Here is a 22,653-nt window from a genome sequence, read left to right on the forward strand (position 1 = left end):
CCCCGATGTTTGGCACACTCGACATTCCGGGCTCCCCGCGAGCCGGCCCCGACAGAAAGCTCAGGTGCACCATGCTCCAACGCCGAGGACGTCTCGTCGCCACCGTCGCCGCGACCGTTGCCGTGGCCGCGCTGATCGGCGGGTGCAGCAGCACCGAGTCCCCGACGCCTGGGCAGAGTGCCCATACCGCGGAGTCGACGTCGGCGTCGAAGACGCCACCGACGACCTCCGGGAATTCGGACGCGAGCGGCGGTGCCGTCGCAGGCGTGACGGCCGAGCAGGCCGCACAGCTGTGCTCGGACATCGACGCGCAGCTGCAGAGCTGGCGCACGTACACCCCGACCATCGGGAAGGGCGGCCTCAACACCGTCGTCGTGACGTGGGCCACCTCCAACGGGATGAACCTGATCGAGCTCGCGGGTGATCGCGATCGGATCGACGCGATCACCACCGCGCAGTGCCCGCAGGTGCGGGACGGGGCGCTGTACGCGCTCGAGCTGCCCTCGCTCGCGGCCGGGCTGATCGGGTTCTGATCGACGTGCGCACCCTGTACCCCGAGATCGTCCCGCACGAGACCGGTTTTCTCTCCGTCGGTGACGGCCAGCTCGTGTACTGGGAGGTGAGCGGGAACCCGCACGGCAAGCCGGTGGTGTTCCTGCACGGCGGGCCCGGTGGCGGCACCGACCCGGCCCACCGGCGGTTCTTCGACCCCGACGCCTATCGGATCGTGCTGTTCGATCAGCGGGGCTGCGGCCGCTCCACCCCGCACGTCGCCGACGGGGCGGACCTGTCGGCGAACACCACCGGCCGCCTCGTCGCCGACATCGAGTCGTTGCGTGAGCATCTCGGCGTCGAGCGGTGGCAGGTGTTCGGCGGGTCCTGGGGTTCGACGCTGGCACTCACGTATGCCCAGCGGTTCCCGCGGCGCGTCACCGAGCTGGTGCTGCGCGGCATCTTCCTGCTGCGCCGCAGCGAGATCGACTGGTACTACAACGGCGGCGCCGGGCACATGTTCCCGGAGCGGTGGGAGGAATTCCTCGCGCCGGTGCCGGTCGCCGAGCGCGGCGACGACCTGGTGGAGGCCTACCACCGGCTGCTGCACTCCGACGACCCGGACACCGCGCTGCGTGCGGCGATCGCATGGTCGAGCTGGGAGGGCGCGACCAGCTCGTTGCTGCCCAAGCCGGAACGGGTCGCCGAGACGTCCGAGCCGCGGTTCGCGCTGGCGTTCGCGCGGATCGAGAACCACTACTTCCGCAATGCAGGCTTCATCGACGAGTCGCAGCTGCTCCGCGACGCCGGCAGCATCGCTTCGATACCCGGGGTGATCGTGCAGGGCCGCTACGACGTGGTGTGCCCCGCGACCAGCGCGTGGGAACTGCACCGGGCGTGGCCGGCATCGGAACTGCACATCGTCGACGACGCCGGACACGCGGCCGCCGAGCCCGGGATCACACATCACCTGGTGCAGGCGACGGACCGCTTCCGCGGCTGACGGTTTCGGTCCTCGACTGAACCTGCGTGCACTGGTAGACCTGAATCGTGGCAGCACGGAAGCACGGCTCCGGCAGTACCGTCACCGACGTGATCGTCCCCGCGGCACGGGGCCACTACGAGCGGTTGGTGTCACTCGCCGCCGACGTCCGGGAGGATGCGGACGACTCCGTGCACCAGATGCGGGTGTCCGCGCGCCGGCTGCGCAGCCTGCTGGGCACCTATCGTGACGCCTTTCCCCCGGACGCGACCGCCGACGCCCGATCCGAACTACGGTGGCTCGGATCGGTTCTCGGGAAGGCCCGCGACGCGGAGGTGCTCGCGGCCCGGTTCTGCGAACTGATCGACGCCGAGCCCGCCGATCTGGTGGTCGGCTCGGTCCACCAGCGACTGGTCGGGACCCAGGAGGACCTGTACCGCGCGGCCCACGCCGACGCCGTCGAGGAGTTCACCCGTCCCCGCTACGCGGCGCTGTGCGCTCTGCTCGACGAGGTCACCACCGGAGGCGCACCGGCGCCGACGGATCCGACGCTGCGCGACGGCCTCGACAAGGCGTACCGGCAGCTGCGGAAGGCGGCGAAGAACGTTCGGGCGCTGCAGCGCGAGGACGGCACGGATCTCGGGCCCGCCCTGCACCGGGTCCGCAAGCGCGCCAAGAAGCTGCGCTATGCCGCGGAGGCGGTCGCGACAGCCGAGCCGTCCGCCGCGGACCTCGGATCGGCGGCCAAGGCCCTGCAGTCGATGCTCGGGGACCATCAGGACGGCGTCCTCGCGCGCGGCTGGATCATCGATGCCGTCGCGCAGGCGCGCATCGACGACGAGGACACCTTCACCTACGGACTCCTGTACGCCGGAGAGGAATCCCGCGCGGCCCGAACCACGAGCGAGCTACCCCGGCTCGTCAAGGCGATCGAGAAGGCCCACCGCAGGCTCGAGTTCGGGACGTGATCTAGGCGGGAAAGGCGAACTGCACCGACCGCCCCGCGACGTCGGCGGCCACCAGTCGCACCTTCACCTCGTCGCCCTCGGCGGTGTCGCCCGCGCACTTCGCGATGACCGACACCGCGGGCACGAACACCTCCGCTCCCCGCTTGTCCCCCGCGGCGCGCAGCACGGTCGCGTCGAACACCTCACCGACCCGGCCCGCCAACAGCGTCGCCTCGGTGAGGTCCACGCACGCCCGGTCGACCTTGCCCGCGCGGGTGTCCGACGCCCGCATCAGCGCGGGCAGCGTCGGCAACGCCTCCCGAACCCACTCCGGCACCGGCTCCCCCGCCGAGACCGCCAGGCACACCTCGGTGGTGAACCGGTCCGACAGACGGCGCAGCGGCGCGGTGACGTGCGCGTAGGGTCCACCGATCCCGGAATGCGCCACCACGTCGGGAAGTTCGCCGTCGAACGCCATGTAGTCGGCGCCGCGCATCAGCGAGGTCGCCTCGGTCATCATCACCAGCGACGCCGCGGCGTTCGGGTCGAGCCCGGCGAGCACCTCGCCCACCCGGGCACCGTCGGCCCAGGCGACGCCGAGCGCACTTGCGGTGCGCCGCAGCGACTCCACCGCGCGCGTCGCGGGCGGCGGCATCGTCCGCAGCAACCCGACACCGGCGTCGAGCATCAGTCGCGCGGCGCACATCCCGGTCAGCAACGACACCTCGGCGTTCCAGTCGTCGGCCTCGGTGCGTGGCTCGATCTCGACCCGCCAGCCGTTGCCGTGACGCACCACTCGCTGCTCGGGCAGTCGCAGTTCGATCGCGCCGCGCGCCGTCGCGGCGACCGCCCGCAGCCTGCCGAACGCGGGCAGGGCGGCGATCGACGGATGCAGTGTCCCCTCCTCGGAATGCGCCTGCACCGTGGCGTAGTCGAAGCGGGCGACCGACCGCACCGACGCCCGCGTGACCGCCACCCGGACCGGTTCGGCGTGCTCGTCCAGCTCGATCCGCCACAACACCGCGGGACGCACGACGTCGGGCAGCAGACTCGCCGCGTCCTCCGAAAGTGTCCGCGGATGCAGCGGCACCGAACCGTCGGGGAGATAGAAGGTCTGGCCGCGATCACGCGTCTCGCGGTCCAGTGCGCCGGCCGGACGCACCACCGCGGCCACGTCGGCAATCGCGTAGTGCAGCACGAAGCCGTCGCCGCTGCGCTCGAGGTGCAGTGCCTGGTCGAGATCCATCGACCCCGGTGGGTCGATCGTCACGAACGCGAGGTCGGTCCGGTCCTCCCGGTCGCCGGCACGCGTGTCCACGGCGGCGGCCGCCTCCGCCAGCACGGCCGCCGAGAATCCGTCCCGGAGCGCGAATTCGGCTCGCACCGCGTCGAAGTCGACGCCGTGCGCGATGACCCGGGCCATCCCGACCGGCCGCGGGCTTCCGTTCAGTCGTTCCACTCGGCGTCGGAGTCGTCGGCCGCCTTGTTGCGTTCGGCGGCGATCTGCAACGCGCGTTCGGCGCTCTCGCGGTCGGGATACGGCCCCATCCGGTCGAAGACGTTGCTCGCCTTGCCCTGACTCACCGAGCCGTCGGACGGGCTGAAATACCACTGCTGGTCGTCGTCACTCATGTCCTCAGTGTGCCCCGGACGCGGCGTCGTCACCATCACAACACGAGCGATGGGGCGTAGGTCTGTGACATCGACGCTCAGACTGCTAATCTCTGCGCGTACCGCGCATTCTCGTCGACGCACCGCGTCACCGAACCATCGACGCGCTGCGTCAAAGATCGGAGCCCCGCATGTCCTACATCCTCTTCGATACGCTCCTCCCCGTCCTCGGTAAGACGGGCGCCGAATACTGGGCCAAGCTGCTGATGATCAACCCGCTCAGCGGCATCGAGGCGTAGTACCCGCAGACCACGAGAAAGGCCCCCGGCATCGCCGGGGGCCTTTCTCGTTGTGTGATTCGGGCGGACGAGTTGGCGTGTAAGCCGGATCCTGTCCCCGACGCGAGCGCCGGGTGGCGACCATCCATCTGGGCACACCGTTGCCGGGTACCTCGAGCGGTTCACCCGCAGGCTCGGGCGAGCAGCCCTCGAACACCTGCGCAGCCGCACCATATCCCGGAGGACACCGGTGCGGCCTTCAACCTTGCTCCGGGCGGGGTTTACCTAGCCACCCCAGTCACCTGAGGCGCTGGTGCGCTCTTACCGCACCTTTTCACCCTCACCGATCGCTGTGTCACGAGGACACAGCTGCATCGGCGGTCTGTTTTCTGTGGCACTGTCCCGCGAGTCACCTCGGGTTGCCGTTAGCAACCGCCCTGCTCTGTGGAGTCCGGACTTTCCTCGGCACCGGGCCTGACACCTCGAGGATGTCGGTTCCCGTCGCCGCGGCCGCCCGGCCAACTCGTCCGCACGGTAAGACTACTGGGTCGCCGGGCCGGGTCCGAACCGGCGGTGTCGGAATGCCGCGTTAGGGTCCCGGACATGACCCGATACGTGTCGCTGCTGCGAGGCATCAATGTCGGCGGTATCAACATCAAGATGGCGGATCTGAGCCGGGTGTTCACCGAGTTGGGCTTCGACGACGTCAAGACCGTGCTGGCGTCCGGGAACGTGCTGTTCTCCAGCGACTCGACCGACATCCCGGCGCTCGAGTCGGATATCGAGGCTGCGTTGCGCGCCGCATTCGGCTACGAGGCGTGGGTGTTCGTGCTGAGCACCGAAACCTTGGCCCGAATCGTTGCGTCCTACCCGTTCGACCCCGAGCACGACGGGTGGCATCCGTACGTGATGTTCACGGCGGAGCCGACGGTGCTCGCGGGTCTTCTCGCGGCACACACCGACCTCGATCCGGCGGTCGAGCAGATCCGCGGCGGCGACGGCGTCCTGTACTGGGAAGTCGAGCGCGGGATGACGCTGAAGAGCAGCTTCGGCAAGAACACCGACAAGCCGAAACTGAAGGCGGTCACCACCACTCGCAACCTGCGAACCCTGGTGAAACTGCTGAAGTGACCGCGGCGACGCTCGCAGCGGCGACGCTCGTGGCCGCCGTGCTGATCTTCCGCGATCGTGCGGCCGCACGGTCTGCCGGAGATCGTCGTCGCGACACCTGCTGCCCTGCTGGCGATCGTCCTCGGGGTGGTCACGCCACAGCAGGCGTGGAGCGAGATCGTTACGCTGGCACCGACCGTCGGCTTCCTCGCCGTGATCCTGGTCCTCGCTCACCTGGCCGACGCGCTGGGTGTGTTCTCGGGGCTCTCCGCCGTTCTCACCCACGGCGGACGTAGGGGTCCGCGGCGACTGCTGGCACTCGTGTTCGCGACGGCGGCCGTCACCACCGCGGTGCTGAGCCCTGGACGCGACGGTGGTGCTGCTGACCCCGGTGGTGATCCGGGCGGCCGGGGCCTTGCGGATGCCGGTCCGGCCGCACGCGTATGCGACCGCGCACCTCGCCAACTCTGCGTCGACGCTGCTGCCGGTGTCGGATCTGACGAACCTCATCGCCTTCGCGGCCACCGGCCTCACGTTCGTCCATATGTCGGGTCACTCGCGACGATGCTGTGGCGCCGCGTTTGCACCGGAAACGGCTACCGGCCCGAGCTCGGCCTGTTCACCCAGCTCGGGCTGGTCACCACCCCACTGACGATCCTCGGCGCGGTCACAGCACTGTGGGCGGTGCTGTAGGCGCCGTGACTGTCAGCTCCGGGTCGGTTCGAGGGACTCGTCCGCGAACGGATCGCCCTGGCGGGGCGCGTTGTACAGCTCCTCGTTCAGGATCTTCTCGCGCTTGGACACGATCGTCGGGACCAACGCCTGGCCCGTGACGTTGAGCGCGGTGCGGCCCATGTCGACGATCGGCTCGACCGCGAGCAGCAGGCCCACACCGGCCAGCGGCAGACCCAGTGTCGACAGCGTCAGCGTGAGCATCACCGTGGCGCCGGTGGTGCCGGCGGTGGCGGCGGAACCGATCACGGAGACGACGACGATGAGCACGTAGTCGGTGACGCTCAGCTCGATCCCGTAGAACTGGGCGACGAAGATCGCCGCGATCGCCGGGTACACCGCGGCGCAGCCGTCCATCTTGGTGGTCGCACCCAGCGGCACCGCGAACGACGCGTACTCGCGCGGCACGCCCAGATTGCGCTCGGTGACCCGCTCGGTGAGCGGCAGGGTGCCGATCGACGAGCGGGAGACGAACCCGAGCTGGGTGGCGGGCCACACACCGGAGTAGAAGTTCTTCACCGACAGCCCGTGCATGCGGATGATGATCGGGTACACGACGAAGAACACGATCGCCAGGCCGATGTACACGGCGACGGTGAACACTCCGAGCTGACCGATCGCATCCCAGCCGTAGGTGGCGACGGCCTTGGCGATCAGTGCCGCGGTGCCGATCGGTGCGAGGCGGATGATCCACCACAGCACCTTCTGCACGATCGCGAGCAGCGCGGCATTGAAGTTCAGGAACGGCTCGGCCTTCTCGCCCACCTTGAGGGCGGCGATGCCGATCGCGATCGCGACGACGAGCAACTGCAGCACGTTGAAGCTGAGCGACGTGGTCGCCGAGAAGCCGGAGGCGGCGTCACCGGTGACGGTGGTCCGGGCACCGAGGCCGAGGAAGTTCTGCGGCACCAGACCGGTGAGGAATGCCCACCACGATCCGGAACTCTTGGGCTCGGAGGCCGTCGTCGCGTCCACCGTGGTGTTCGCACCGGGCTGCATGACCAGGCCGACGACGATTCCGACGAGAACCGCGACGAACGCGGTGATCGCGAACCACAGCAGCGTCTGCACCGCGAGCCGCGCGGCGTTCGCGACGTTCCGCAGATTCGCGATGGAGCTGACGATCGCGGTGAAGATCAGCGGGATCACCGCCACGGTGAGGAGGGCGACGTAGCTGGAACCGATGGTCTTGACGGTGCCGACGAGCCAGTTCTCGTTGCCGTCGGCGGCGTCGGGCATGGACCGGGCGATCAGCCCGATGACGACACCGAGGATCAGACCGGCGACGATCTGCGGGCCGAAGGAGGTTGCCCACTTGGGCAGGGAGCGCCGGGGCGCGTCGAGGGTGGGGGCCGACATGAGGGCCTTTCGGGTGGAGATGTGGAGACGGCGGCGCACGACGCGCGCGCGACCGAAGGGGACGCACGGAGGACTCGGTGGAACGAGTCGTCCCGGGACTGGAGATGTCTACCGGGGTGTCAGGCGTGACAGACCGCGCTCGCCTGCAGACAGTTGTCGACGTAGCGGCGACAGGTCAGCAGGGCGTTCACAACGAGGAAGGGTACGCCCATACCGGGCATCGACTCCAACCGGGCACCACCGGCGACGGAATCGGCGGACAATGGGGCCACGATCGACGACACCGGCCGCGGAAGATCGCGGCCGCCGGAGGAGCGATTGTCATGGACGAGTCCGAGGGCTTGGCCCGGACCACGACTCAACTGGCGGCGACGGTCGTCGCCGCGTTCATCCTGTCGATAGGCATCGTCGGGTTCGTTCCGGGTATCACGTCCGACGTCGGCGGCATCACCTGGGCCGGCCCCGGGACCGACGCGCAACTGCTCGGCATCGTGGAGGTGTCGATCCTGCACAACCTCGCGCACATCGCGGCCGGCGCCGTCGGCCTGGCGATGTCCCGCACACTGGCCTCCGCCGAGATGTTTCTCATCGGCGCCGGATTCCTGTCGGCGATGCTCGCGGTGTACGGATTGGTCATCGACGCCGAGACTGCGTCGAACTTCATGCCGATCGACACCGTCGGGAACTGGCTGCATCTGCTCGCCGGCGTCGTACTGGTGTTCCTGGGCGTCGCGCTGCCGCGACACGACGACGGACCTACAGATGCGACGTATCGTTGACCAGCCGCACCGACGAGCCACCGTCCGGATAGAACTCCGCGATGCTCAGCGACGCCAGATCCAGGTGCAGGCGGTACAGCAACGACGGACCCACGTCGAGCGCCAGTTGCAGCAGCGTCTTGATCGGCGTCACGTGCGTGACCACCAGGATGTTCGCCCCCGCGTACGACGCGGTGAGCTCGTCGCGTACCCGCTCGATCCGGGACCGGACCTCGTCGAAGCTCTCGCCCTCGGGCGGGCACACCGACGTGTCCGACAGCCACCGGCGATGCAGGTCGGGGTCCCGTTCGGCGGCCTCGCCGAACGTCAGGCCCTCCCACTTGCCGAAGTCCGTCTCGGTGAGCCCCTCGTGCACCGTGACCGGTAGCCCCAGTGCGCGGGCGGCCGCGTCGGCCGTCTCGCGCGCCCGTCCGAGCGGCGACGACACGACGGCGGCGATCGCGCCGCGCTCGGCGATGCGTGCCGCCGCGGACCGTGCCTGTGACCGGCCGAACGCCGTGAGTTCCGGATTGCCGCGGCCCGAGTACCGCCGTTCGACGGACAGCTCGGTCTGGCCGTGCCGCAGCAACAGCATCCGAGTGGGGGCACCCACCGCTCCGGTCCAGCCGGGAGCGGTGGCCGCGGCCGACTCCGGCGCGGATTCCTCGATGGCCTCGGCGACGGCACCGGAGGTGATCGCGTCCTCCCCGTCCATCGCCTCGTTCGCGAGCCGGTCGGCGTGGGAGTTCTCGGCGCGCGGGATCCACGAGTACGTGACCCGCTCGAACGATCCCGCCAGCGTCCGCGCCTGCTCGGCGAGCGGAATCATGTCCGGGTGCTTGATCTTCCAGCGCCCGGACATCTGCTCGACGACGAGCTTGGAGTCCATCCGGACATCCACCTCGCGTGCGCCGAGGTCACGGGCCGCAGTCAGGCCCGCGACGAGACCGCGATACTCCGCGACGTTGTTGGTGGCGACACCGAGGAACTCGCGGCGCTCGGCGAGCAACCGGTTCCGGTCGGCGTCGAACACCACCGCGCCGTACCCGGCCGGGCCCGGGTTACCCCGCGATCCGCCGTCGGCCTCGACGACGACCCGGTCGCGAGTCACAGACCGGACTCCTTGGTGCGCACCATGATTGCGCCGCATTCGGGGCAGCGGACGACGACGTCCGCGGCGGTGCCGGCGATCCGGGAGATCTCGCCGCGGTCGATCTCGATGCGGCACGCGCCGCAGCGACGGGCCTGCAGCAGGGCCGCGCCGACACCGCGCTGCTCGCGCTGCTTCTCGTAGATCGCGAGCAGGTCCTCGGGGAACTGACCGACCAGGGCGGCGCGGTCGGTGTCGCACCGCTGCTGCGTCTTCTCCAGGTCCGCGACGGCGTCGTCGCGGCGCCGCTCGGCGTCGATCAGCTCGTCCTCGACCTGCGTCAGGCGGGCGCCGGCGTGGTCGTGATCGGCCTGCGACGCCTCCCGACGCTCCATGACCTCGAGCAATTCGTCCTCGAGCACACTCTGCCGCCGCTCCAGGCTGGTGAGCTCGTGCTGCAGCTCCGACAGCTGCTTCGCGCCGACGGTGCCGCCCTCGAGCAGCTTCCGGTCCCGAGTCTCGCGCTGGCGGACCGCGTCGACCTCGCCTTCGAGCTTCTTGATGTCCCGGTCGAGGTCGTCGAGGACGATCTCGACGGACACGGCCGCATCCTTACGGGAGAGCCGCTCGGCTTCGAGTCGCTCCACTTCCTGCTGCTCGGGCAGGGTCGAGCGACGGTGCGCGAGCCGGGCCAGCTCGGTGTCCACACCCGCGAGCTGGAGAAGCTTGGACTGCACTGAGGGATCGACGTTCACGCGTGGAAGCTCCTGCTGTGTTCTTGACGTTCGTGGGTCGGATCGGTGGTCGTTCGCCGTGGTCGACGAACTCGTACCGGCCGAGATCAGGTGTCAACCGTACCCCGACAGTGCGGTGCGCCGACCACATCAGCCACCGCTTCGCCGGCACCCGTCAGTGGCATGCGACGGTCCACGGGTCGGTGCGCAGTTCCGTCACCCGCACGTCCCAACCGTCGACGCCCGCGAACCGCTCGTCGAGCACGCCCTTCGCCTGTGCGCACCACGGTTGTTCGCTGGCCCAGTGCGCCACGTCCACGAGCGCCGGCCCGCCCCGGCGCAGATGCTCGTCGGCGGGATGGTGCCGCAGGTCCGCGGTGACGTAGGCGTCGGCGCCGAGACCGGTGACGGTGTCGAGCAGCGAGTCGCCCGAGCCGCCGCACACCGCGACGGTGCGCACGATCCGGTCGGGATCTCCGGCGGCGCGCACACCCCATTCGGTGCGCGGCAGTGCCGCCGCGACCCGCGCGGTGAACTCCCGCAGTGTCTGCGGCTCGGGCAGCTCACCGATGCGGCCCAGACCCCGGCTGCCGGGGAAGTCCGCGGTCTCGAACACGTCGAACGCCGGTTCCTCGTACGGATGCGCGGCCCGCAGCGCCGCCAGGATCCGGGCCCGCGACCTGCGCGGCGCGATCACCTCGACGCGGTCCTCGCGCACCGCCTCGACCTCGCCGACCGCCCCGAGTGCCGGGGTCGCGCCGGGCAGCGGCCGGAACTGGCCGTCCCCGGTCACTGTCCAACTGCATTCCCGGTAGTCGCCGAGTTCGCCGGCCCCGGCCGTGAACAGCGCCTCGCGGACCCGGGCGGTGTCGGTGGTCGGCACCATCACCACCCACTTGTCGGTGACCGTGTCGGGGATCGGGATCAGCGGGCGGGTCGCGACGAGTCCCAGCGCACCGGCGAGCGCGTCGGAGACGCCCGGGTCGGCGCGATCGGCGTTGGTGTGGGCGCTGTAGAGCGCGCAGCCGCCGCGGATCAGTCGGTGCAGCAGCGCCCCCTTCGGGGTGTGTGCGCCGACGGTGTCCACGCCGCGGAGCAGCAGCGGATGGTGCACCAGCAGCAACTGCGCGCCGGTCGCGAGCGCCTCGTCCACGACCGCGGCGGTCGCATCGACGGCGACGACCACCCCGCGGACCTCGTCGGCCGGGTCGCCGGCCACGAGCCCCACCGAGTCCCACGACTCGGCGAGGGCCGGCGGATAGGCGGATTCGAGGGCCGCGATCACGTCGGCCAGGGTCGGTGCTCTCACAGGTTCTCCCTCATCGTCGCGATCAGTTGCTCGGCCTGCGCGCGCGGCCGGACCGCGACGCGCAGGAAGTCCGGACCCAGGCCCGGGAACGTGTCGCAGCGGCGGACCGCGATCCCCCGCTCGCGCAGACGGGTCCGCATGCGCTCGCCCTCCGGAAGTCGCAGCAGCAGGAACGGCGCCGACGCCGGCCCGTGGACGTCCACGCCGGCGTCGCGCAGCAGGTCGACCATGACCGCGCGGTCGGCGGCGATCCTGTGCGCCATCTCGTCGGTCTGCGCGACGGCCGCCGGTTCACTGCACGCGGTGATCGCCTCGAGCTGCAGACTGCCCACCGGCCAGTGCGCGCGCCCGTGCCGCAGCCGCGCCAGCACGTCGGGATGTCCCAGCGCGTATCCGCACCGCAGCCCGGCCAGCGCCCACGTCTTCGTCAGGCTGCGCAGCACCAGGACGTCGGGCAGCGAGTGGCCGGCCACCGACTCGGTCTCGCCCGGCACGGCATCCATGAACGCCTCGTCGACGACGAGGATCCGGCCGGGCCGGCGCAGCGCCAGCACGTCGTCGGCCGCGTGCAGCACCGACGTCGGATTGGTGGGGTTGCCGAGCACCACCAGGTCGGCAGAGTCCGGCACCGCGGTCGGATCGAGGCGGTACGGCGCCTCCAGCGTCACGTGCGTCACCGGCACCCCCGCCTCGCGCAACGCCAGTTCGGGCTCGGTGAACGACGGATGGATCAGCGCGGCCTCGCGCACCCCGAGACGGGGCAGCATCGCGAAGCCCTCGGCGCCGCCGGCCAGCGGCAGCACCTCCTCCGGTGCCCGGCCGTGCCGGGCCGCAACCTGCTGGCGGGCGCGCCGGTCGGCGTCGGCGGCCGGGTACCTCCCGAGGCCGGCCAGCGCGTCGGCGAGTCTGCGCCGCAACCACTCCGGTGGCCCGTCTCCCTGCACGTTGACGGCGAAGTCGAGCAGTCCGGGGCCGGTCTCGGCGTCGCCGTGATGCCGCAGGCGCGCGAGGGTGTCCGTCACCGTTCCCGAACCGAATTCCATAGCCGTCGAGCCTACGGGCCGTGAGGTGCAGCACCTGCCCGGGCGTCCGGTGGCCGCGGCAGCACAATGGAGACGTGACACTTTCCTCGCCCGGCCTCGCCTCGTCCCCCACGACACCGATCGCCCCGGTCATGCTGTTCGACCTCGACGGCACCCTCACCGACTCCGCGCTCGGCATCCACAACGGCTTCCGGTATGCCCTCGCAGCGGTCGGCCTCCCCGAGCCCACCGCAGACATGCTGGCGACGGTGATCGGCCCGCCGCTGACGGACTCGATGCGCGGGATGGGACTCGACGAAGACACCACCGCGGCGGCGCTGGCCGCGTACTTCGAGCGGTACGACGCGATCGGCTGGTCGGAGAACGAGGTGTACGACGGCATCGAGCCGATGCTGTCGGCTGCCCGGGACACCGGTGCCCGCCTCGCGGTCGCGACGTCGAAGACCGAGAAGTTCGCGATTCGCATCCTCGAGCACTTCGGCCTCGCCGACTACTTCGAGGTGATCGGCGGCGCCAGCAGTGACGGGTCCCGCCGCGCGAAGGCCGACGTCGTCGAGCACGTCCTCGGTGGGCTGGGTCTGCCGGCGACCATGGGCGGCACGGCCGACGTCGTCATGATCGGTGACCGCGAGCACGACGTGCACGGTGCGGGGCACTGGGGCATCCCGACGGTGTTCGTCGAGTGGGGATACGGCAATGAGGACGAGGCGGCTGGCGCGCACTGGCGGGCGTCGACCGTCCCGCATCTCGAGCAGATCCTCACGCGGGCCGGGTGAACCCGACATGATTCACGTCACCTTCGTGTGCACCGGCAACATCTGTCGGTCCCCCATGGCGGAGCGCATCTTCGCCGAACACGTGCGGCGCGCCGGCCTGGACGATCGGGTGCGGGTGAGCAGTGCCGGCACCCACGGTTACCACGTCGGCGACGGCGCCGACCGGCGCACCGACCGGGTGCTGACCGATGCCGGCTATCCGACCGGTCACCGCGCCGAGCAGGTCGGGGACGACCATCTGGCCGCCGATCTGGTGGTCGCGCTCGACCGCGGACACGAACGCACCCTCGCCCACCTCGGGGTGCCCGCCGAGCGACGCCGACTGCTGCGCAGCTTCGACCCGGACGCGGACGGTAGTTCGGTGCCCGATCCGTACTACGGCGACATGGCCGGTTTCGAACTCGTCCGGGACCAGATCGAGGCGGCGGTCCCCGGGCTGCTGGCCTGGGTGCGAGAGAGGTGACCTGCGCCGAACCAGTACCGTAGAGGCCGTGGGCAGGCTCAAGTTTCTATTGCGACCCGGTTGGCTGGTGCTGGCAGCCGTCGTCGTCGGCTTCGCGTACATGTGCTTCGCGGTGTTGGCGCCGTGGCAGCTCGGCAAGAACACCCGGACCGAGGAACGCAACGGGCTGCTCGAACAGTCCATCAACGCCGACGCGGTGTCGATCGACACCCTGCTCGGTGGCACCGGCCCGGCTCCGGCCGACGAGTGGCGCAAGGTCGTCGCGACGGGCACCTACGTTCCCGACAGCGACATCCTGGTCCGGCTCCGGTCGGTCGAGGACGCGCCCGCGTACGAGGTGCTCACCCCGATGCGGCTGAGCGACGGCGGCAACCTGCTCGTCAACCGCGGCTACGTGCGCCCCGTGCAGGGCACCGAGGCGCCGCCCATCCCGGCACCGCCCACCGGCGAGGTGTCCGTCGAGGGCCGCGTCCGCATGTCCGAGGGCACGGTTCCCGGCAAGGAGCCGATCGACGAGGCGGGCACCAGGCAGGTGTACTTCATCGACTCGGGCCAGATCGGGCAGTTCATCGGCACCGACCTGATCAACGGCTACCTGCAGCTCGACGACGCCCAGCCGGGCGGGCTCGGCACCATCCCGCTGCCGATGCTCGACGCCGGACCGTACCTGTCGTACGGCCTGCAGTGGCTCGCGTTCGGCATCATGGCGCCGCTGGGTCTGGCCTACTTCGTCCGCGCCGAACTCCGCGAGCGACGCAAGTCCAAGGCGGCTGTCGCGGCACCGCCGACGCCGGAACCGTCCGACGAACCCGCGCCCCCGACACCATCGGCCGCAGCGACACCGACCGCCGCACCCGAACCGACCGTCGACGAGTTCTCGCTGCCGCCCCGCCGCCGCGGACTGCGCAAGAAGGAGACGACCCCCAGCGCGCCGCTGTCCGCGAGTGAGGCCAAGCTGGCCGACCGCTACGGCAAGCGGCACTGACGGTCGACGAACCGACACGACGAAGCCGCCGGCCCCTCGCGGGTATCGGCGGCTTCTTCATGTCACAACGCCACCGGGCCCCGGGTATTCCGGTCGCCGTCGCGGCTCGCGACGTCAGGGCCTTTCGCCGGTGCCCCCGGCGCCGGTGTCACAGTCGAACTCGCCCACCTGCGCCTCGACGATCCGGGCACCGAGATCCTCACCGGACCCGCCACCACGAAAGGCCGCGAGGATGTCGCGGTCCCGCCACCGTTCGAGGATGTTGATCCGGTCGGGTTCGACCGGATCGGGGCTGAGTGCGAAGTCGAGGCATCCGTCCGTGCCGCGCGCATCGATCACCACCTGTCGGCACGCGTCGAGGTAGGACTCGCGGTCTCCAGGCCGGACCCTCAGATACCCGGCGACGATGATCATGCTTTGTTCTCTCCGTTCGTTGTCTGTCCTGCAGGACAGACTCCGCCGGGCGCGGGAACTCATCGCGCGACTCGTGTCGGGCCGACGTTCAGCGGCGACGGCCGCCACGCCCCCCGACGACGAGGGCCAGGGCCGCGGAGGTGACGACCGCGCCCGCCTGGACGATCGACGACAGCCGTGCCGCGCGCTCGAGGTCGACGACGACCGGAGCCCGACCCGAGCCGAGGGTGGGCCGCATCTCGACGCCGTGCGCGTACTCGGTGCGTCCACCCAGCTGGATTCCGAGCGCGCCGGCCGTGGATGCTTCGGCGACGCCGGCGTTGGGGCTCGGATGGTTCGCGGCGTCGCGCCGCCACGCGTCCAGCGCCCCGCGGGCGGAGCCCCCGACGAGCGGCGCCGCGGCCACGGTGAGCGCGCCGGTGAGACGGGCGGGCGCCAGGTTCACGACGTCGTCCCAACGCGCGGCGGCCCACCCGAAGCGGTTGTACTTCGCCGAGCGGTAGCCGATCATCGCGTCGAGTGTGTTCGACGCGCGGTACGCCAGTAGCCCCGGCACCCCGGCCACGGCACCCCAGAAGAGTGCTCCGACGGTCGCGTCCGACGTGTTCTCGGCGACCGATTCGAGGCTCGCGCGGGCCAACCCGTCGGCGTCGAGCACGCTGGGATCGCGCCCGCACAACGAGGGCAGCAACGCGCGCGCCGCGTCCAGGTCTCCGGATCCGAGGTACCGGGACATCGCACGTCCCGTGCCGGCGAGTGAGGTGCCGCCGAGCACGGTCCACGTCGCCGCCGCGGTCACCGCGGCCTCCCCGATCCAGCCGCACGTAGCGCCCACGCGCTGCGCGAGCACCCCGCTGGCGGCCGCGACGCCGACCAGGATCGCGGTGTGCGCGGTCCCGGACAGTCGGCTGTCGGCGTACGTCCGCTTCTCCAATTCCATTGCAGCCAGACCGAATCCCGCGACCGGATGCCACCGCTGCGGGTCCGCGAACACGCGATCCGCGGCGTAACCGAGGAGAAGCCCGGCAGCGCGAGCGCTGGGGCGCGGACGGCGAACCGTGGTCACCCGGCTGAGATTGCGAAACACGACGGTAGTTCTATCACCGCGACCGTCAGCGCTCGAACCCGCGACGCATGTCGTCGACGATGCGCGGCCGGTCGAGGGTCGACGGCTCGAGGTCGCGGCGCTGCCGGTCGAGCGAGAACACCGACGCGGCCGCGAGCGTCGCCGGGTCCAGGAATCGGCGCGCCGCCGCGGTCGGCGACAGTTCCAGCCGCGGTGCGGGGCCCGCCTGCGCGAGGACGTATCCCCAGTCGCCGAAACTCGGCACGTGCACGTGATACGGCGTCACACCCAGGCCCACCGATTCCACGGTGGACACCGTGCGCCAGAAGGCATCCGGGGTGGAGTACGGACTGCCCGACTGCACGACGAGCAGCCCACCGGGAGCGAGCACCGCCGATACGAGCCCGTAGAACTCGGTCGAGTACAGCCGCCCCAGCGTCGGAGTGTCCGGGTCGGGCAGGTCGACGATAACCGCGTCGTAGCCGTCCCCGGACTGTTCACGCAGCCAGCGGAACGCGTCCGCGACGACGACCGTCACCCGCTCGTCCTCGAGCGCACCGCCGTTGAGGTCCCGGAGCCGGGTGTTCCCGAGGTCGAGAACGGCTGGATCCAACTCGACCTGGACGACCTCACGGATCCCGTCCTGCCGCAGCACCTCCCGTGCCGCGAGCCCGTCGCCGCCGCCGAGGATCAGGACCCGCTCCGGGTCCCGCGCGAGGGCCGGGTACACGAGGGCCTCTGTGTATCGGTGTTCGTCGCGGCTCGAGAACTGCAGGTCGCCGTCGAGGTACAGCCGGACGTCCCCGGACCGTTCGGTGACGACGATCTCCTGGTACTGCGACCGCTGCGCGTACACCACCGGGTCGGGGTAGAGCCGCTGCCGTGACGTGGTCTCGATGTCCGACGCGCGCACCAGCAGCGTCGCGAGTAGTGCCGCAGCGAGGAGCAACGCCACCATCGACACGGCCCGCGCCAGCGGTCGCAGGTGCCCTCGCAGCAGGAACAGAGCCGCGACGGCGGCGGCGACCAGGTTCACCATGCCGGTCAGCGCGGTCCCGCGGATCAGGCCCGCGGCCGGCAGCAGCAGGAACGGCCAGGCCAGACCGCCGACCAGTGCGCCCGCGTAGTCGGCCGCATTGAGGTTGGCCAGGACCTTGCCGGTGTCGGCGGCGTCGCCGCGGCGCCCGGTCTGCAGCAGCGTCATGAGCAGCGGCACCTCGGCGCCGACGAGCATGCCGATCGCCGCGGTCGCGAGCACCAGCACCCACGTCGACGAACCGAGGAACGTGAACGCCACGTACAGCGCGGCGGCACTGACACCGCCGACGAGTCCGAGCACCACCTCGACCGCCACGAAGGCGGGTGCGGCCCGGGTCAGTAGCGGCTTGGCGGCGAGGGCACCGAGTCCGAGCGCCGCCACGAAACCCGCCACGATCAGCGAGGTCTCGGTGATGCCGCCGCCGGTGAGGCTCGCCGACAATGTGAGCAGCGCGAGCTCGTACACCAGTCCGCACGCCGCGCAGGCCGCGACGGCCGCCAACAGCAGTACCCGGGAACGCCGGCCCAGCACGGGGGCGACCGCCACCGACTCCGGGTCCGGGTCCGCCGTCGCGGTCACGACAGAGCTGCGGCGTTGACCAGGCCCACCGAGAACAGTGTCACCGCAACCGCCCACGCCGCACCGCACATGCGCGGCTCGGCCACCAGAGCGACGAGACGCCCGGGCAGCAGCACGTTCATGATCGCCAGCGCGGCCGCCTGCAGCACCACGCCGACGACGCCGTACACCAGCGAATCGACCAGTCCCTGCGCGAATCCGTCGGAACTGGTGAGGATCGCGGTGACCACGATGACCGCCAGCGCGAGGTGGTTGGCACCGAGCAGCAGGGCGGCGTTGGGGTTCTTCTCGACGTACACCTGGTGGCGCAGATTGCCCGGGGTGAGGGCGTCGAGCATCGCGAATCCCGCCGCCAGCACGCCGATTCCGACGACGAAGAAAGCGAGCGTCGCGAGGACGCCGCCGACAATCGGCAGGAGCTCGACGGTGCCGATTTCGGTCGCGGCGGCCAGGTTCGTGACAGTCATGTTCGCGCTCCCCGATAGGTGTGTGGTGGAAGTCATTTCGCACCTCCGGAACCGCCGGAGGTGTTGCCCGCTGCCGGTGATCCCGGTGTGAATCCCGGACCGAGGTAGACGAAGTGCCCGCTGCGGTAGCGCCCGTCGAGGTCCTCGACCGCGATGTTGCTGCCGCCTTCCGCGGCCGGGCCGACGGTGACGATGTCGTCGTTGTAGCGCAGGTATTCGTTGTTGCCGTCGGCTTTCCGCGCCGCCGGGTCGTCGTGCTCGATGATGCGGTTCACCGTGGTACCCACCGGGTCCGGTGAGTAGTAGGTGGTGACGTCGCCCTGCGTGCCCCGGCTCTCGAACTTGTCGGCGAGGTGATCGCGAACGCTGCCACCGCATCCCGCGGTGAACAGCACCGTGGCGGCGAGGACCGCACCGACCGCGCCGCGCCTCACGGACGCCACCGACTCTCGGTCTCGACGACCGTGCCGACCTCGGCGCCCGGGTACAGATGCCAGGTGCGCCAGCGCCACTCGCCCGAGTCGGCGCGCCCGGTCAGCACCGTGAGGGCGTCACCGTCGCCGGGAAATGCCGCACACAACCAGTTGTCGCGTGCCGACTGTTCCCGCAGGCTCTCCGCCCGACGCCGCAGTTCGTCGGCACCGATGCGGTCGGTGCGCGAGGTGAACCGATAGCCCCGCCGCTCCTCGAGAGCAGGCAGTCGGCTGCCGCCGGACCGGATCGCGTCGCACGAGACCTGTTCGGTCAGGGTGGCACTCGCGGACACGGCGGTGACGACGTGTGAGGCACCGAGAATGCCGAGCGTCAACTCCCCCGCGTCCGCGTCGCGCAGTCGCAACTCCACGAGAGTCTCCGGCGCCGGCGCATCCAGCACGAGACCGAGCGCATCGGCGGAGACGTCGGTCGGGAGCACGTCGAGTAAGTGGACGCTCACTGCGCGGGACCGGAGTGGATCACGGTGAGCTCACCGCGGGTGACGGCCCGACCGGTCGACACCTCCCACGACGCGGTCCTCGCCCAGCGCTCGAACGCGAGCAGGCCCGTCTTGTCGGCCGTCTCGTAGTCGGCGTAGTCCATCGATCCGGACGGTGCCGTGCCGGTGGTGCCCTCGGCGGTGAAACGAGCAGTTCCGGACTCGATCTTCCGGTAGACGCGATCGTCGAGGATCACGTCACCACCGGGTTCGAGGCCGGTGCCCTCACGCCGCATCCACAACGTCATCTCGAGGTCGCCCTCGTCGTCCTCGACCGTGAGCCAGCGACGACCGGTCGAACCGTCGAGCAGGTGCTCGCGCCACTGGTAGCCCTCCTCGTCGAGGACGATCGTGCCGCGCACGACGTGGTCGATGCCCGCGTACGTGATGATGTCGCCGACACCGATCTTGTGAGGGTCGTAGACCTCCGGGTAGTCGGCGAGGGGGTCGACCCGCTTCGCCGGGCCCGAGGGCGTGCGGGTACGGAGGTAGAACACGACGACACCCGCCACGACCACCAGAAGCAGCAAGACAATCAGGACAACGGTCAGCACGGATCTCCCCACGGTTCGTTTCGGTGCGAGCGCAACTTTACCGAGCGGTACCGGTCGGTCCGCCCTCGCCCGATCACGGCTCCTCTCCGTCACCGCGCGGCCCGCGACCGCTGGATTCACCGCCGAGCAGCCAGGCCTCGAACGACGGGTTGCACAGGCAGGCCGGCGACCGCCGCGCCCGCAGCAACGCCACCGCACCGGCGGGGTCCGCCTCGCCGGACAGCACCATGGCCCGAGCCGCGATCAGACTCGACCGGTTGAGCCCCACCTGACAGTGGACGAGGACCGGACCCGTCTTGCGGCACGCGTTCACCCAGTTCGCAAGGGCGTCGACCTGTTCGAAACCCTGTTCGGCGCTGTCGTACATCCGCACGTAGGCCTCCGAGTCGACGTTGTGCGCGATCTCGTACTGCTCCCACGGGTACAGCGACACGAGGTGGGTGACGAACGCCGGCAACAGCAATCCGTCGCGGCACCCTCCCTGCCACAGGTTCGTGGCGATCTCGCTGATCACCGGAACGTCGAAGGGCAGGTGCCCGTGCGCCGTGATCCCGACGAGATGCTGCCGCATCGGGTCCAGCTCGATGTCGATCGCGGTGGGATCGACGGAATCGTCGTTCACGCTCGGTGTCCGTTCGGTTCGCGGCCAGAGATTCCAGTATCGCCCGGTTCCCGCTCACCGCGATGCGTGTCGGACCGAGCAGCAACCAGCAGATTCCACGGTACGCATGGGACCGACTCGTCCGCTTCGTCTGCTATCCATCGGCACCGCGTCGAACACCGGCGCCCGCCCCGTCGACCTCGAAATCTCTCGAGGTCCGGGGTCGTCGTTTCGGCGGCCCGGTGGTCCGGTTCGGGCTACGATCCCCCGGACGCGCGGCCTGAGCGCGCGAAACTACTTGGGGGAGGTTCCGACATGCTTGATCGATCGGTCATGTCCGTGCGCAAGCCGACGAATTGGGTTGCGGGAGCGGTCGCCGCAGCGGCCACCGTCGCGATTGCGGCGGGCGGGGCCGGGGTGGCATCGGCCGCCGAGGCCGGCTCCTCCGGATCTCTGGGCGCAACCTCGACGAGGATCCTGACCGACGGCATCTACATCGTCGGCACCGATGTCCAGCCGGGGACCTACACCACGGCCGGCGCCTGGCCGGGCAGCCCGCTTCCCTGCATGTGGACCCGCATCGAGAGACTGCCTCTCGGCGGCATCAACGCGATCGAACGCAAGGTTTCCTACGGATCGACCACCGTCACGATCGCGCCGGACGACGACGCGTTCGAGACCTCCGGCTGCCGCGGATGGCGTCCCGTCGTCGAGTCTGGCACCGGCGACGCCGGATCCTCGGGTGGATCGCTCGACTTCGGGTCGCTGGGCACGGGCTCGCTCGGCTCCTGAGCGACGTCGGTTTCCGGCCACGACGCCTTCGTGTCGAGATCCGTGGACCGACCGATCGAACTCCCCGGAACGCCCCGCCCTGTGTGGGGCGTTCTGCGTTTCATCTACGGATGCGTCGACCACTCCGACCCGATACCGGGTCTTACTGAAATGACGTCTTACTGCAATGACACTGGTGGGCGCGGAGGGTTTCGAACCCCCGACCGCTGGTGTGTAAAACCAGAGCTCTACCACTGAGCTACACGCCCGAATTCCGGCGGTGGAGTTCCGCCGGAATCGCCTCAGGACTTTAGCGCGGTGAGCGCTTTCTCCCAAGCTGCCTGGTCACGGGGCTCGCCGGGGCCGTTCATCTCCGCGAAGCGGACGATGCCGTCCTTGTCGATCGCGAACGTGCCGCGGTTGGCGAATCCGAGCTTGTCGTTGAACACCCCGTACGCCTCGGCGACTGCGCCGTGTGGCCAGAAATCGGACAGCAGCGGGAAGGTGTAGCCCTGCTCGGCGGCCCAGATCTTGTGGGTCGGCGACGGGCCCACCGAGATCGCGAGGATCTCGGCGTCGTCGTTCTGGAACTTCGGCAACTCGTCCCGCACACGGCACAGTTCGCCCTGGCAGACACCCGTGAACGCGAGCGGGTAGAACACGAGCAGCACGTTCTTCTTGCCACGGAAGTCGGACAGCGTGACTTCCTGGTTGTTCTGGTCCTTGAGGGTGAAATCGGGCGCAGTGGCGCCCACTTCGAGAGGCATGCCTGGTCCTTACATCGGGTACATCGGCGCATCCGTCACGACAAACGTACGCCGCACGGATGAACCGAATGTGGTGTGGGCGCGATCAGCGCTTGGGGGCGCGAGCCTTCGGCTGCACCAGTCGGCTACCGCTCCACATCCCGAGGTTCGCGGCCGACGTCTGGGTCAGACCCGCCGTCGGCGCGGACTCGGCGATCTCGCTGGGTTCGACATGCCCGGACTGGCCGGTCTTGGGGGTGAGTACCCACACGAAGCCCTCGTCGGACAGCGGTCCGATCGCGTCCATCAGGGCGTCGACCAGGTCACCGTCGCCGTCGCGCCACCACAGCAGCACGACGTCCATGACCTCGTCGGAATCCTCGTCGACCATCTCGCCACCGATGGCCTCCTCCACCGCCGAACGAATGTCGTCGTCGGTGTCCTCGTCCCAGCCCAGTTCCTGAACCACCATGTCGTGGGTAATGCCAAGCTTCTGAGCGTAGTTCTGAGCGTCCGCCGCGGCGACCACGGTGGTGTCCTCCTCTGTTCGGTGGGTGGCAGACCCGAATGGGCCGTACCGACTCCAGTGACGATCGAGCGTGTGTCGATCAATAGGTGAAAGCGAACATGGTCGAAGCCGTTCGCGCAAGCCGACGTCCCCGAAAATCTCGAGAAAGTGTGATCGGCACCGCGTCGACGACGGCTGCCGGGACGAATTCAGACCCCTACCGTATCCCGCGACGCGCCGGTGCCCGCACACCAGGAGCGGGGGTG

General features: G+C 70.0%; 27 protein-coding genes, 1 tRNA gene, 1 other RNA gene and 1 pseudogene. 10 read left to right on the forward strand and 20 right to left on the reverse strand.

The features are described from left to right. Positions 1-71 precede the first annotated feature (71 nt). The 3 genes from AC1RIF_RS14105 to AC1RIF_RS14115 are packed head-to-tail and all read left to right on the forward strand — an operon-like array spanning position 72 to position 2,442. Complete coding sequence (locus AC1RIF_RS14105; RefSeq protein ID WP_492601997.1) at positions 72-533, forward strand: hypothetical protein; 462 nt, start codon at positions 72-74, stop codon at positions 531-533. Next, positions 530-1,495, forward strand: a complete 966-nt coding sequence (gene pip, locus AC1RIF_RS14110) for a prolyl aminopeptidase (RefSeq protein ID WP_492602357.1) — start codon at positions 530-532, stop codon at positions 1,493-1,495. Before AC1RIF_RS14105 ends, pip begins: the two co-directional genes overlap by 4 nt. A 47-nt stretch (positions 1,496-1,542) precedes the next feature. Beyond that, positions 1,543-2,442, forward strand: a complete 900-nt coding sequence (locus tag AC1RIF_RS14115) for a CHAD domain-containing protein (protein WP_492601998.1) — start codon at positions 1,543-1,545, stop codon at positions 2,440-2,442. Between the two features lies 1 nt (position 2,443). On the opposite strand, the gene AC1RIF_RS14120 is transcribed toward AC1RIF_RS14115, so the two are convergent. The 3 genes from AC1RIF_RS14120 to rnpB form a co-directional block, all read right to left on the reverse strand. Then, positions 2,444-3,844 (reverse strand): RNB domain-containing ribonuclease, encoded by a 1,401-nt coding sequence (locus AC1RIF_RS14120; protein WP_492602358.1) that lies wholly within the window; start codon positions 3,842-3,844, stop codon positions 2,444-2,446. Between the two features lie 23 nt (positions 3,845-3,867). After that, positions 3,868-4,053 carry a hypothetical protein gene (locus AC1RIF_RS14125; RefSeq protein WP_492601999.1) on the reverse strand — a complete coding sequence of 62 codons (186 nt, stop codon included), beginning with the start codon at positions 4,051-4,053 and terminating at the stop codon, positions 3,868-3,870. A 342-nt stretch (positions 4,054-4,395) separates the two neighbouring features. Beyond that, positions 4,396-4,836: RNase P RNA component class A (gene rnpB / locus AC1RIF_RS14130), an RNA gene on the reverse strand. A gap of 77 nt (positions 4,837-4,913) precedes the next feature. Between rnpB and AC1RIF_RS14135 the strand changes: the two genes are divergently transcribed. Together AC1RIF_RS14135 and AC1RIF_RS14140 are read left to right on the forward strand one after the other, a co-directional pair. Further along, on the forward strand, positions 4,914-5,441 hold the full coding sequence (locus AC1RIF_RS14135) for a DUF1697 domain-containing protein (protein WP_492602000.1): 528 nt from the start codon (positions 4,914-4,916) through the stop codon (positions 5,439-5,441). Then, a pseudogene (locus tag AC1RIF_RS14140) lies at positions 5,438-5,970 on the forward strand (SLC13 family permease); the annotation flags it as partial. The gene AC1RIF_RS14135 and the pseudogene AC1RIF_RS14140, both read left to right, overlap by 4 nt. A gap of 155 nt (positions 5,971-6,125) precedes the next feature. Here AC1RIF_RS14140 and AC1RIF_RS14145 read toward each other — a convergent pair. Both AC1RIF_RS14145 and AC1RIF_RS14150 read right to left on the reverse strand, forming a co-directional pair. Next, positions 6,126-7,511 (reverse strand): dicarboxylate/amino acid:cation symporter, encoded by a 1,386-nt coding sequence (locus tag AC1RIF_RS14145; protein ID WP_492602001.1) that lies wholly within the window; start codon positions 7,509-7,511, stop codon positions 6,126-6,128. A 119-nt stretch (positions 7,512-7,630) separates the two neighbouring features. Then, positions 7,631-7,774 (reverse strand): hypothetical protein, encoded by a 144-nt coding sequence (locus AC1RIF_RS14150; protein WP_492602002.1) that lies wholly within the window; start codon positions 7,772-7,774, stop codon positions 7,631-7,633. Positions 7,775-7,834: 60 nt separating this feature from the next. Here AC1RIF_RS14150 and AC1RIF_RS14155 point away from each other — a divergent pair, with 60 nt between their 5' ends. Beyond that, entirely contained in the window at positions 7,835-8,290 is a 456-nt protein-coding gene (locus AC1RIF_RS14155; protein ID WP_492602003.1) for a DUF4383 domain-containing protein, read from the forward strand. On the opposite strand, the gene AC1RIF_RS14160 is transcribed toward AC1RIF_RS14155, so the two are convergent. The 4 genes from AC1RIF_RS14160 to cobC form a co-directional block, all read right to left on the reverse strand. Continuing rightward, a complete protein-coding gene (locus tag AC1RIF_RS14160; protein WP_492602004.1) occupies positions 8,268-9,380 on the reverse strand; it encodes a bifunctional RNase H/acid phosphatase in 1,113 nt (370 codons plus the stop codon). The genes AC1RIF_RS14155 and AC1RIF_RS14160 overlap by 23 nt on opposite strands. Next, positions 9,377-10,114, reverse strand: a complete 738-nt coding sequence (locus tag AC1RIF_RS14165; protein ID WP_492602005.1) for a zinc ribbon domain-containing protein — start codon at positions 10,112-10,114, stop codon at positions 9,377-9,379. The genes AC1RIF_RS14160 and AC1RIF_RS14165 overlap by 4 nt, the downstream gene beginning before the upstream one ends. A gap of 154 nt (positions 10,115-10,268) precedes the next feature. Then, entirely contained in the window at positions 10,269-11,402 is a 1,134-nt protein-coding gene (locus tag AC1RIF_RS14170) for a Nif3-like dinuclear metal center hexameric protein (RefSeq protein ID WP_492602006.1), read from the reverse strand. Next, a complete protein-coding gene (gene cobC / locus AC1RIF_RS14175) occupies positions 11,399-12,445 on the reverse strand; it encodes an Rv2231c family histidinol phosphate aminotransferase CobC (RefSeq protein ID WP_492602007.1) in 1,047 nt (348 codons plus the stop codon). The genes AC1RIF_RS14170 and cobC overlap by 4 nt, the downstream gene beginning before the upstream one ends. A 131-nt stretch (positions 12,446-12,576) precedes the next feature. Here cobC and AC1RIF_RS14180 point away from each other — a divergent pair, with 131 nt between their 5' ends. From AC1RIF_RS14180 to AC1RIF_RS14190, 3 genes are read left to right on the forward strand one after another with little or no spacing between them, the layout of a single operon-like run. Further along, positions 12,577-13,221, forward strand: a complete 645-nt coding sequence (locus tag AC1RIF_RS14180; protein ID WP_492602359.1) for an HAD hydrolase-like protein — start codon at positions 12,577-12,579, stop codon at positions 13,219-13,221. 7 nt (positions 13,222-13,228) lie between these two features. Next, positions 13,229-13,684, forward strand: a complete 456-nt coding sequence (locus AC1RIF_RS14185) for a low molecular weight protein-tyrosine-phosphatase (RefSeq protein WP_492602008.1) — start codon at positions 13,229-13,231, stop codon at positions 13,682-13,684. Positions 13,685-13,712: 28 nt separating this feature from the next. Continuing rightward, complete coding sequence (locus AC1RIF_RS14190; RefSeq protein ID WP_492602009.1) at positions 13,713-14,669, forward strand: SURF1 family cytochrome oxidase biogenesis protein; 957 nt, start codon at positions 13,713-13,715, stop codon at positions 14,667-14,669. A 114-nt stretch (positions 14,670-14,783) separates the two neighbouring features. Here AC1RIF_RS14190 and AC1RIF_RS14195 read toward each other — a convergent pair whose 3' ends face one another. The 8 genes from AC1RIF_RS14195 to AC1RIF_RS14230 all read right to left on the reverse strand — a co-directional run bounded on the left by AC1RIF_RS14195 (position 14,784) and on the right by AC1RIF_RS14230 (position 20,383). Further along, positions 14,784-15,083: a putative quinol monooxygenase gene (locus tag AC1RIF_RS14195; protein WP_492602010.1), complete on the reverse strand. Its 300-nt coding sequence runs from the start codon at positions 15,081-15,083 to the stop codon at positions 14,784-14,786. A gap of 88 nt (positions 15,084-15,171) precedes the next feature. Further along, positions 15,172-16,149: a cobalamin biosynthesis protein gene (locus AC1RIF_RS14200; RefSeq protein ID WP_492602011.1), complete on the reverse strand. Its 978-nt coding sequence runs from the start codon at positions 16,147-16,149 to the stop codon at positions 15,172-15,174. Positions 16,150-16,195: 46 nt separating this feature from the next. Further along, entirely contained in the window at positions 16,196-17,767 is a 1,572-nt protein-coding gene (locus tag AC1RIF_RS14205) for a polyamine aminopropyltransferase (RefSeq protein ID WP_492602012.1), read from the reverse strand. Beyond that, positions 17,764-18,234: a DUF350 domain-containing protein gene (locus tag AC1RIF_RS14210; RefSeq protein ID WP_492602013.1), complete on the reverse strand. Its 471-nt coding sequence runs from the start codon at positions 18,232-18,234 to the stop codon at positions 17,764-17,766. The genes AC1RIF_RS14205 and AC1RIF_RS14210 overlap by 4 nt, the downstream gene beginning before the upstream one ends. A gap of 32 nt (positions 18,235-18,266) precedes the next feature. After that, entirely contained in the window at positions 18,267-18,677 is a 411-nt protein-coding gene (locus AC1RIF_RS14215; protein ID WP_492602014.1) for a DUF4247 domain-containing protein, read from the reverse strand. Next, a complete protein-coding gene (locus AC1RIF_RS14220) occupies positions 18,665-19,168 on the reverse strand; it encodes a DUF2617 family protein (RefSeq protein WP_492602015.1) in 504 nt (167 codons plus the stop codon). Before AC1RIF_RS14220 ends, AC1RIF_RS14215 begins: the two co-directional genes overlap by 13 nt. Next, positions 19,165-19,761 (reverse strand): DUF4178 domain-containing protein, encoded by a 597-nt coding sequence (locus AC1RIF_RS14225; protein ID WP_492602016.1) that lies wholly within the window; start codon positions 19,759-19,761, stop codon positions 19,165-19,167. Before AC1RIF_RS14225 ends, AC1RIF_RS14220 begins: the two co-directional genes overlap by 4 nt. Before the next feature lie 73 nt (positions 19,762-19,834). Next, entirely contained in the window at positions 19,835-20,383 is a 549-nt protein-coding gene (locus tag AC1RIF_RS14230; RefSeq protein ID WP_492602017.1) for a protein-tyrosine phosphatase family protein, read from the reverse strand. Positions 20,384-20,677: 294 nt separating this feature from the next. Between AC1RIF_RS14230 and AC1RIF_RS14235 the strand changes: the two genes are divergently transcribed. After that, positions 20,678-21,154, forward strand: a complete 477-nt coding sequence (locus AC1RIF_RS14235) for an Rv1352/Rv1906c domain-containing protein (RefSeq protein ID WP_492602018.1) — start codon at positions 20,678-20,680, stop codon at positions 21,152-21,154. A gap of 173 nt (positions 21,155-21,327) precedes the next feature. Here the strand turns inward: AC1RIF_RS14235 and AC1RIF_RS14240 are convergent. The 3 genes from AC1RIF_RS14240 to AC1RIF_RS14250 all read right to left on the reverse strand — a co-directional run bounded on the left by AC1RIF_RS14240 (position 21,328) and on the right by AC1RIF_RS14250 (position 22,408). Beyond that, positions 21,328-21,402, reverse strand: a tRNA-Val gene (locus AC1RIF_RS14240). Positions 21,403-21,435: 33 nt separating this feature from the next. Beyond that, positions 21,436-21,900, reverse strand: coding sequence for a peroxiredoxin (locus tag AC1RIF_RS14245; RefSeq protein WP_280758877.1), 465 nt, complete (start codon positions 21,898-21,900; stop codon positions 21,436-21,438). 85 nt (positions 21,901-21,985) lie between these two features. Further along, entirely contained in the window at positions 21,986-22,408 is a 423-nt protein-coding gene (locus AC1RIF_RS14250) for a DUF3052 domain-containing protein (RefSeq protein WP_492602019.1), read from the reverse strand. Positions 22,409-22,653 lie beyond the last annotated feature (245 nt).

Source organism: Prescottella sp. GW823-FHT02E09 (assembly GCF_058797375.1).

Excerpts from the sequence above, each read along its gene's own strand:
- AC1RIF_RS14105 (WP_492601997.1), top strand. The coding sequence starts at position 72 with ATGCTCCAACGCCGAGGACGTCTCGTCGCCACCGTCGCCGCGACCGTT.
- AC1RIF_RS14120 (WP_492602358.1), bottom strand. The coding sequence starts at position 3,844 with ATGGCCCGGGTCATCGCGCACGGCGTCGACTTCGACGCGGTGCGAGCC.
- AC1RIF_RS14125 (WP_492601999.1), bottom strand. The coding sequence starts at position 4,053 with ATGAGTGACGACGACCAGCAGTGGTATTTCAGCCCGTCCGACGGCTCG.
- AC1RIF_RS14135 (WP_492602000.1), top strand. The coding sequence starts at position 4,914 with ATGACCCGATACGTGTCGCTGCTGCGAGGCATCAATGTCGGCGGTATC.
- AC1RIF_RS14145 (WP_492602001.1), bottom strand. The coding sequence starts at position 7,511 with ATGTCGGCCCCCACCCTCGACGCGCCCCGGCGCTCCCTGCCCAAGTGG.
- AC1RIF_RS14155 (WP_492602003.1), top strand. The coding sequence starts at position 7,835 with ATGGACGAGTCCGAGGGCTTGGCCCGGACCACGACTCAACTGGCGGCG.
- cobC (WP_492602007.1), bottom strand. The coding sequence starts at position 12,445 with ATGGAATTCGGTTCGGGAACGGTGACGGACACCCTCGCGCGCCTGCGG.
- AC1RIF_RS14180 (WP_492602359.1), top strand. The coding sequence starts at position 12,577 with ATGCTGTTCGACCTCGACGGCACCCTCACCGACTCCGCGCTCGGCATC.
- AC1RIF_RS14185 (WP_492602008.1), top strand. The coding sequence starts at position 13,229 with ATGATTCACGTCACCTTCGTGTGCACCGGCAACATCTGTCGGTCCCCC.
- AC1RIF_RS14195 (WP_492602010.1), bottom strand. The coding sequence starts at position 15,083 with ATGATCATCGTCGCCGGGTATCTGAGGGTCCGGCCTGGAGACCGCGAG.
- AC1RIF_RS14210 (WP_492602013.1), bottom strand. The coding sequence starts at position 18,234 with ATGACTGTCACGAACCTGGCCGCCGCGACCGAAATCGGCACCGTCGAG.
- AC1RIF_RS14235 (WP_492602018.1), top strand. The coding sequence starts at position 20,678 with ATGCTTGATCGATCGGTCATGTCCGTGCGCAAGCCGACGAATTGGGTT.
- AC1RIF_RS14245 (WP_280758877.1), bottom strand. The coding sequence starts at position 21,900 with ATGCCTCTCGAAGTGGGCGCCACTGCGCCCGATTTCACCCTCAAGGAC.